7 protein-coding genes are annotated in these 7,093 nt (G+C 69.9%); 6 read left to right on the top strand and 1 reads right to left on the bottom strand.

The window, feature by feature from the left end; translation table 11 throughout:
• Positions 1 to 208 precede the first annotated feature (208 nt).
• The 5 genes from ABZ923_RS40560 to ABZ923_RS40540 all read left to right on the top strand — a co-directional run bounded on the left by ABZ923_RS40560 (position 209) and on the right by ABZ923_RS40540 (position 3,304).
• Positions 209 to 1,849, top strand: a complete 1,641-nt coding sequence (locus tag ABZ923_RS40560) for a M4 family metallopeptidase (protein WP_361483216.1) — start codon at positions 209 to 211, stop codon at positions 1,847 to 1,849.
• Positions 1,850 to 1,920: 71 nt separating this feature from the next.
• Positions 1,921 to 2,442 (top strand): DUF1990 domain-containing protein, encoded by a 522-nt coding sequence (locus tag ABZ923_RS40555; RefSeq protein ID WP_361483213.1) that lies wholly within the window; start codon positions 1,921 to 1,923, stop codon positions 2,440 to 2,442.
• Between the two features lie 135 nt (positions 2,443 to 2,577).
• On the top strand, positions 2,578 to 2,859 hold the full coding sequence (locus ABZ923_RS40550; RefSeq protein WP_361483211.1) for a hypothetical protein: 282 nt from the start codon (positions 2,578 to 2,580) through the stop codon (positions 2,857 to 2,859).
• 23 nt (positions 2,860 to 2,882) lie between these two features.
• On the top strand, positions 2,883 to 3,179 hold the full coding sequence (locus ABZ923_RS40545; RefSeq protein ID WP_361483208.1) for a hypothetical protein: 297 nt from the start codon (positions 2,883 to 2,885) through the stop codon (positions 3,177 to 3,179).
• Positions 3,179 to 3,304, top strand: a complete 126-nt coding sequence (locus tag ABZ923_RS40540) for a hypothetical protein (protein WP_361483205.1) — start codon at positions 3,179 to 3,181, stop codon at positions 3,302 to 3,304. Before ABZ923_RS40545 ends, ABZ923_RS40540 begins: the two co-directional genes overlap by 1 nt.
• A gap of 84 nt (positions 3,305 to 3,388) precedes the next feature.
• On the opposite strand, the gene ABZ923_RS40535 is transcribed toward ABZ923_RS40540, so the two are convergent.
• Positions 3,389 to 6,007, bottom strand: a complete 2,619-nt coding sequence (locus ABZ923_RS40535) for a glycosyltransferase family 1 protein (RefSeq protein ID WP_361483202.1) — start codon at positions 6,005 to 6,007, stop codon at positions 3,389 to 3,391.
• Positions 6,008 to 6,347: 340 nt separating this feature from the next.
• Here ABZ923_RS40535 and ABZ923_RS40530 point away from each other — a divergent pair.
• On the top strand, positions 6,348 to 7,093 hold a 746-nt coding region (locus ABZ923_RS40530), incomplete at its 3' end, for a maltotransferase domain-containing protein (protein WP_361483199.1).

The following is a 7,093-nucleotide window of genomic DNA, read 5'->3' as shown; positions in this document are numbered from 1 at the left end:
CAGCACCCTCGGACAGCGTCCGTTCACACCGTTGAAACGTTTACCGGTCTGTCGATTTTCAGCCAACATCACTTCAGGGTCCTGACATGTACGCGCCCTTGGTGTCACTCTCTCTCCACCCGCCGCACAGCACAGCAACTTCACCACGCCACACACTCCGGTCCAGTAACCCCACGCTGCCCGGACTCCCCCACGAGAAGGAGCTTCTGTGAGCCCCCTCTACGCGCGTCACAAGCGCACCACTCTGGCCATCGCCACCGCTGTCGCCGCCGGAGCCCTGCTCGCCACTGGTGTGACCACCAGCGCCACCGCCCAGCCGGCGGCCAAGCCCCTCGCGGCGGCCCCGACCCAGCTGTCCGCGGCGGCCCGTACCACCCTGATCCAGCAGGCCCAGGCCGGCGCGGCCGACACCGCGCAGCAGATAGGCCTCGGCGCCAAGGAGAAGCTCGTCGTCAAGGACGTCGTCAAGGACGTCGACGGCACGCTCCACACCCGCTACGAGCGGACCTACGCGGGCCTGCCCGTGCTCGGCGGCGACCTGATCGTGCACACCGCCAAGTCCGGCAAGACCGAGGGCGTCACCAAGGCGGCCAAGTCGGCCATCAAGGTCTCCTCGCTCAAGCCGCAGATCACCGCGGCGAAGGCCGAGAAGCAGGCGGTGTCCGCCGCCAAGACGCTCGGCTCCGCCAAGACCGCCGCGGACGGCGCCCGCAAGGTGATCTGGGCCGGCTCCGGCAAGCCCGTCCTCGCCTACGAGACGGTCGTCGGCGGCTTCCAGGACGACGGCACCCCGAACCAGCTGCACGTCATCACCGACGCGGCCACCGGCAAGAAGCTCTACGAGTACCAGGGCATCGAGAACGCGACCGGCAAGACGCTGTACTCGGGCACGGTCACCCTCAACTCCGTGCAGTCGGGCTCGACGTACCAGCTCACCGACAGCGCGCGGGGCAACCACAAGACCTACAACCTGGCTCGCAAGACGTCCGGCACGGGCACCCTGGTGGCCAGCTCGACCAACGTCTTCGGCACCGGTACCGCCTCCACCTCCTCCTCCGACCAGACCGCGGCCGCCGACGCCGCCTACGGCGCGGCGGAGACGTGGGACTTCTACAAGAGCACGTTCGGCCGCAGCGGCATCAAGAACAACGGCGTCGGCGCCTACTCGCGCGTGCACTACGGCAACGCCTACGTCAACGCGTTCTGGGACGACAGCTGCTTCTGCATGACCTACGGCGACGGCTCCGGCAACGCCGACCCGCTGACCTCGCTGGACGTGGCCGGCCACGAGATGAGCCACGGCGTCACCTCGAACACCGCGGGCCTGAACTACTCCGGCGAGTCCGGCGGCCTGAACGAGGCCACCTCCGACATCTTCGGCACCGGCGTGGAGTTCTTCGCGAACAACGCCAGCGACCCCGGTGACTACCTCATCGGCGAGAAGATCGACATCAACGGCGACGGCACCCCGCTGCGCTACATGGACAAGCCCAGCAAGGACGGCGGCTCGGCGGACTACTGGTCCTCCTCCGTCGGCACCAAGGACGTCCACTACTCGTCCGGCGTCGCGAACCACTTCTTCTACCTCCTCTCGGAGGGCAGCGGTTCGAAGACGATCAACGGCGTGACCTACAACTCGCCGACGTCCAACGGCTCCACGGTCACCGGCATCGGCCGCGCCAAGGCGCTGCAGATCTGGTACAAGGCCCTGACCACGTACATGACCTCGACGACCAACTACAAGGCCGCCCGCACGGCGACCCTGAACGCGGCGTCGGCGCTGTACGGCTCGACCAGCACCGAGTACAAGGCGGTCGCCGCGGCCTGGTCCGCGGTCAACGTCGCCTAGTCACCGGCGACTTGGCACAGGGCGGCACCCGGGAGGAAGACCTTCCGGGTGCCGCCCTACCCTTGTGACCCATGTCTTCGGCGCCCTTCACCTACGAGCCGGTCGGCGCGACCCGCGACGATCTCACGTCCTGCCCGCCCGGCTTCCACCCCATGCTCGTCCGCACCCGCCTCGGCGAGGGCCACGAGGTCTTCCGGCGAGCCGCCGAAGCGGTCCTGACCTGGGAGATGCACCGCGCGCTGGGCGTCGGCATCGACGCCACCGCCGACCGCGCGGCCCCCGGCGTCGACGTCACCGTCACCCTGGCCGGCGTCATAAGGGCCCCCTGCCGCATCATATGGACGACCGAGGAACCCCGCCGCGCCGGCTGGGCCTACGGCACCCTCCAGGGCCACCCCGAATGCGGCGAGGAGGCCTTCGTCGTCGACCGCACCGGCGACGGCACGGTCTGGCTCACCGTGGCCGCCTTCAGCAAGGGCGCCGCGTGGTACGCCCGCGCGGGCGGCCCGGCCACCCGCGGCCTGCAACACGCGTACGCCCGCAGGTGCGGGACGGTACTGAAGCGACTGTGCGCGGGCCTGTCCGAGTCATGACCCGAGAAGCCCCACCCCCCACTTTGTAAGCCGGGATGTATCGATGTGATCATCCCGCCATGGAGGAACACGGGGACCACACCGGACCGGCGGCGCACACGCCGAGGTCACGGTTGTTTTGATGAGGACCAACTGATGTACACGATGGAGCAGGCGGAGCGGATTGCGGCGGAGGCTCTGCGTCAGAAGTTCGGCGAGTGGAGCGACCAGGTCGCACTTTTCGGCAACGGAGAATTCGCAAGGAAAAAGGGGGACTTTTTCTATTTCGGTTTCCAGTCCGTGAAGTATATCGAAACCCGGGACGAGAAGTACTTCAACTACGGACCCAACTGCATTTCGGTGCACAGCGAGACCGGCGAGTGCCGATTCCTCGACATCCATGAGGTTCTGGCCTTGGAACCCTTCAAGGCGGAATGATCCACGTCGATGAGGAACAACTGATGTACACAATCGAACAGGCGGAACAGTTGGCGAGCGAGTTTCTTCGGCGGATGTCCGCCGACTGGGACTACGGGGTCGCCTTGTTCCCGGGCGAGAAATACAGGACACAGAAGGGCGAATTCTTCTATTTCACCTTCCAGTCCGCGGAGTACGTCGCCACGAGGGATCAGAAGTACTACCTCTACGGCCCCTGTCACATTTCTGTGCACAGCGCGACCGGCGAGTGCAAGATACTCGGCGTTCAGGAATCGTTTGCAATCGACCCGTTCAACGCGCGGGAGCGGCAAAAGCACTGATGTACACGATCGAGCAGGCAGAGCGGATCGCAGCGGAATACCTCCGGCAGCTGACCGCCGACTGGGACAACGAGACGGCCCTGTTCCCGGATAAGGAGTACAAGGCACAGAAGGGCACAGCGTGACCGGCGAATGCCGGCTGCTCAGCGTCCAGGAATCACTCGCAATCGATCCCTTCGACGCGCGCTAGCCGGCACCGCCGGTCAGGCTCAGCGGAGCACCATGCCCGCTGCCTCCCCCACCTCCTCCGACGGCACTGCCAGGAGGCCGAGTTCGGCGGATGAGGCGAGGAGGGGGTGGGTGGGGAGGATGCGGACCGTGTAGCCGTAGGGGCCGGTGCGGTCGAGGGAGAGGGGGCCCTCGTAGAGCAGGCGGCCCTCCAGGTCGGGGGCGCCGGTCGGCTTGAGGGGGACCACCGTGGCATCCGTGATGCGGTCCTCCGCGTCCACCCGGCCGGACACCGCCTGGACCTCCACGTCGTCCGGGGTCAGCGAGCCGAGGGCCACCCGGACGCGCAGACCGACCGTCGTGCCCAGCTCCGCCGTCGCGCTCGTCGCCGTCGTCTCCACGTGGTCCACGCTCACCCCGGACCAGGCCGCCCGCACCCGGGCCTTCCACGCGGCCAGCTCGCTGGCCGTGTCCGGGGTCAGTGCGCGGTGCGCCTGTGCGGCGGGGACGTAGAGCCGGTCGACGTACTCGCGGACCATGCGGCCGGCCAGCACCTTCGGGCCCAGCAGCGAGAGGGTCTGGCGGACCATCTCGATCCAGCGGTCGGGCAGGCCGGCGCGCCCCTGCTCGTAGAAGCGCGGTGCGACCCGCTGTTCGAGCAGGTCGTACAGGGCCGCCGCCTCGATGTCGTCCCGGCGGTCGGGATCCGTGCCCGCGCCGTCCGCGGTCGGGATGGCCCAGCCGAAGTCCGGCTGGAACCACTCGTCCCACCAGCCGTCCAGCACGGACAGGTTCAGGCAGCCGTTCAGGGCCGCCTTCATGCCCGAGGTGCCACAGGCCTCCAGCGGCCGCAGCGGGTTGTTCAGCCAGACGTCGCAGCCGGGGTAGAGCTTCTGCGCCATCGCCATGCCGTAGTCGGGCAGGAAGACGATGCGGTGGCGGACCCGCGGGTCGTCGGCGAAGCGGACCAGCTCCTGCACCAGGCGCTTGCCGCCGTCGTCCGCCGGGTGCGCCTTGCCCGCGACCACGAGCTGGACCGGGTGCTCGGGATGCAGCAGCAGCTCCATCAGGCGGTCCCGGTCGCGCAGCATCAGCGTCAGGCGCTTGTACGACGGCACCCGGCGCGCGAAGCCGATCGTCAGGACGTCCGGATCCAGCACCCCGTCGATCCAGCCCAACTCCGCGTCACCGGCACCGCGTTGCCGCCACGACACCCGCAGCCGCTCCCGCACCTCCAGCACCAGCTGTTCGCGCAGGGTCCGGCGCAGCTCCCAGACCTCCTGGTCCGGGATGTCCGCGACCGAGTCCCAGCGTTCGGAGCCGCCGACGCTCAGCGCGTCCTCGGTCCGCTGGGCGCCGACCTGCCGGGCCCCGAGCCGCAGCACCTCCGGCGCCACCCAGGTCGGCGCGTGCACCCCGTTGGTCACGGAGGTGATCGGCACCTCCTCGGGGTCGAATCCCGGCCACAGTCCCGCGAACATGCTCCGGCTGACCTGCCCGTGCAGCAGCGACACCCCGTTGGCCCGCTGGGCCAGCCGCAGCCCCATCACGGCCATGTTGAACAGGTTCGGCTCGCCGCCCGGGTAGGTCTCCATGCCCAGCGCCAGGATCCGCTGCACGTCGATCCCGGGGAGTTCGGCGTCGGGGCCGAAGTGCCGGCCGACCAGCTCCCGGTCGAAGCGGTCGATGCCGGCCGGCACGGGGGTGTGCGTGGTGAACACGGTCCCGCCCCGCACCGCTTCCAGCGCCGAGTCGAAGTCCAGTCCGTCGGCGCACAGTTCGGCGATCCGCTCCAGGCCGAGGAAGCCCGCGTGGCCCTCGTTGGTGTGGAACACCTCCGGCTCGGCGTGCCCGGTGAGCCGGCAGTACGTCCGTACGGCCCGCACACCTCCTATGCCGAGCAGCATCTCCTGGAGCAGCCGGTGCTCGCTGCCGCCGCCGTAGAGCCGGTCGGTCACCCCGCGTTCGCCGAGCTCGTTCTCCTCCACGTCCGAGTCGAGCAGCAGCAGCGGCACCCGGCCCACCTGCGCCAGCCAGATCCGGGCGCGCAGCTCCTTGCCGCCGGGCAGCGCGAGGGAGACCTGCGCCGGGGTGCCGTCGACCTCCTTCAGCTGGGTGAGGGGCAGTTCGTTGGGGTCGAGCACCGGATAGTGCTCCTGCTGCCAGCCGTCCCGGGACAGGGTCTGCCGGAAGTACCCGTGCCGGTACAGCAGCCCGACCCCGATCAGCGGCACCCCGAGGTCGCTGGCCGCCTTCAGGTGGTCGCCGGCGAGGATGCCGAGGCCGCCGGAGTACTGCGGGAGCGCGGCCGTGATGCCGAACTCGGGCGAGAAGTAGGCCACGGCGCCGGGCAGGCCGTCGGCCTGTTGCTGGTACCAGCGGTCACCGGTCAGATAGTCGTCGAGGTCGTCGGCGGCCGCGGTGAGCCGGCGCAGGAAGCGCCGGTCCCCGGCCAGTTCGGTCAGCCGCGCCGGCCGCACGGCGCCGAGCAGCCGGACCGGGTCCCCACCGCTGCCGGCCCAGCCCTCCGGCCAGACGGACTGGAACAGGTCGCGCGTTTCCGCATGCCAGGACCAGCGCAGATTGCGCGCCAGGTCGCTCAGCGGCCGGAGGGGTTCGGGGAGTACGGGACGGACGGTGAACCGACGGATCGCCTTCACATTCCACCTCGGGACGCGTCGCGGGGTGAGACGCACGGCGCTGTGCGTCTCGTCGTCGTCTTCGACGGTAGTGGTTACCGCGCGGTCGGTGGGGACGTACCGGCCGGGGGTGTCGGAGCTGTCGGTGCGTCAAGACCCGGTCAGGGGGCACCCGCAGAAAAGGGGCCGGTCTTGTGCGTAGACGTACGCGTGAGTAGTTAACAAAGTGCCGGATTGCCCACCCGAACGGGTGGGGAAGGCTCCTCCGGTACACACCCCACAGGCGCACCACAGCACTTCCGCAGGACCCACCTCCCCATGTCCATCCGCCACGCCCACGTTGAAGCGGACAGGAGCGGTCATGCCCGCTACGCAGCATTCGTCAGCACCCCCGACCAACAGCAGGACCCAGGCAGCAGGAAAGAGGACGACGGGAAGGAAAGGAGTGGCGCCGGCCGGCGCCGCCGGCCCGTCCGCGGACGGGGAGCGGTCCTCCCCGGACCCGGCCACCACCCTGGGCCGCATCCCCGTCCTGGACGTACGTCCCGTGGTCCAGCACGGGCGCAGGCCCGCGAAGGCGGTGACCGGGGAGTCGTTCGAGGTGTCGGCCACCGTGTTCCGGGAGGGCCACGACGCCGTCGCGGCGAACGTGGTGCTGCGGGACCCGGCGGGCCGGGCCGGCCCCTGGACGCCGATGCGGGAGCTGGCCCCCGGCACCGACCGCTGGGGCGCCACGGTCACCGCGGGCGAGCCCGGCCGCTGGACCTACACGGTGGAGGCGTGGTCGGACCCGGTCGGCACCTGGCGGCACCACGCCGAGATCAAGATCCCGGCCGGTATCGACACGGAGCTGGTGCTGGCGGAGGGCGCTCAGTTGTACGAGCGGGCCGCCGCCGGGGTCCCGGAGGAGCAGCGCGCGCCCGTCCTGGACGCGGTGGCGGCCCTGCGGGACGAGAGGCGCCCGGCCGCCTGGCGGCTCGCGGCGGCCCTGGCCCCGGACGTGGAGGCGGTCCTGGCCCGTCATCCGCTGCGGGAGCTGGTGACCGCCTCGGATCCGATGCCGCTGCTGGTGGAGCGGGAACGGGCCCTGTACGGCTCGTGGTACGA

Origin of the sequence: Streptomyces sp. NPDC046881 (assembly GCF_040645015.1) — a bacterium.
Taxonomy (GTDB): domain Bacteria; phylum Actinomycetota; class Actinomycetes; order Streptomycetales; family Streptomycetaceae; genus Streptomyces.
The sequence above is the reverse complement of the archived record's forward strand: the minus strand, read 5'-3'. Positions and strand labels throughout refer to the sequence as shown.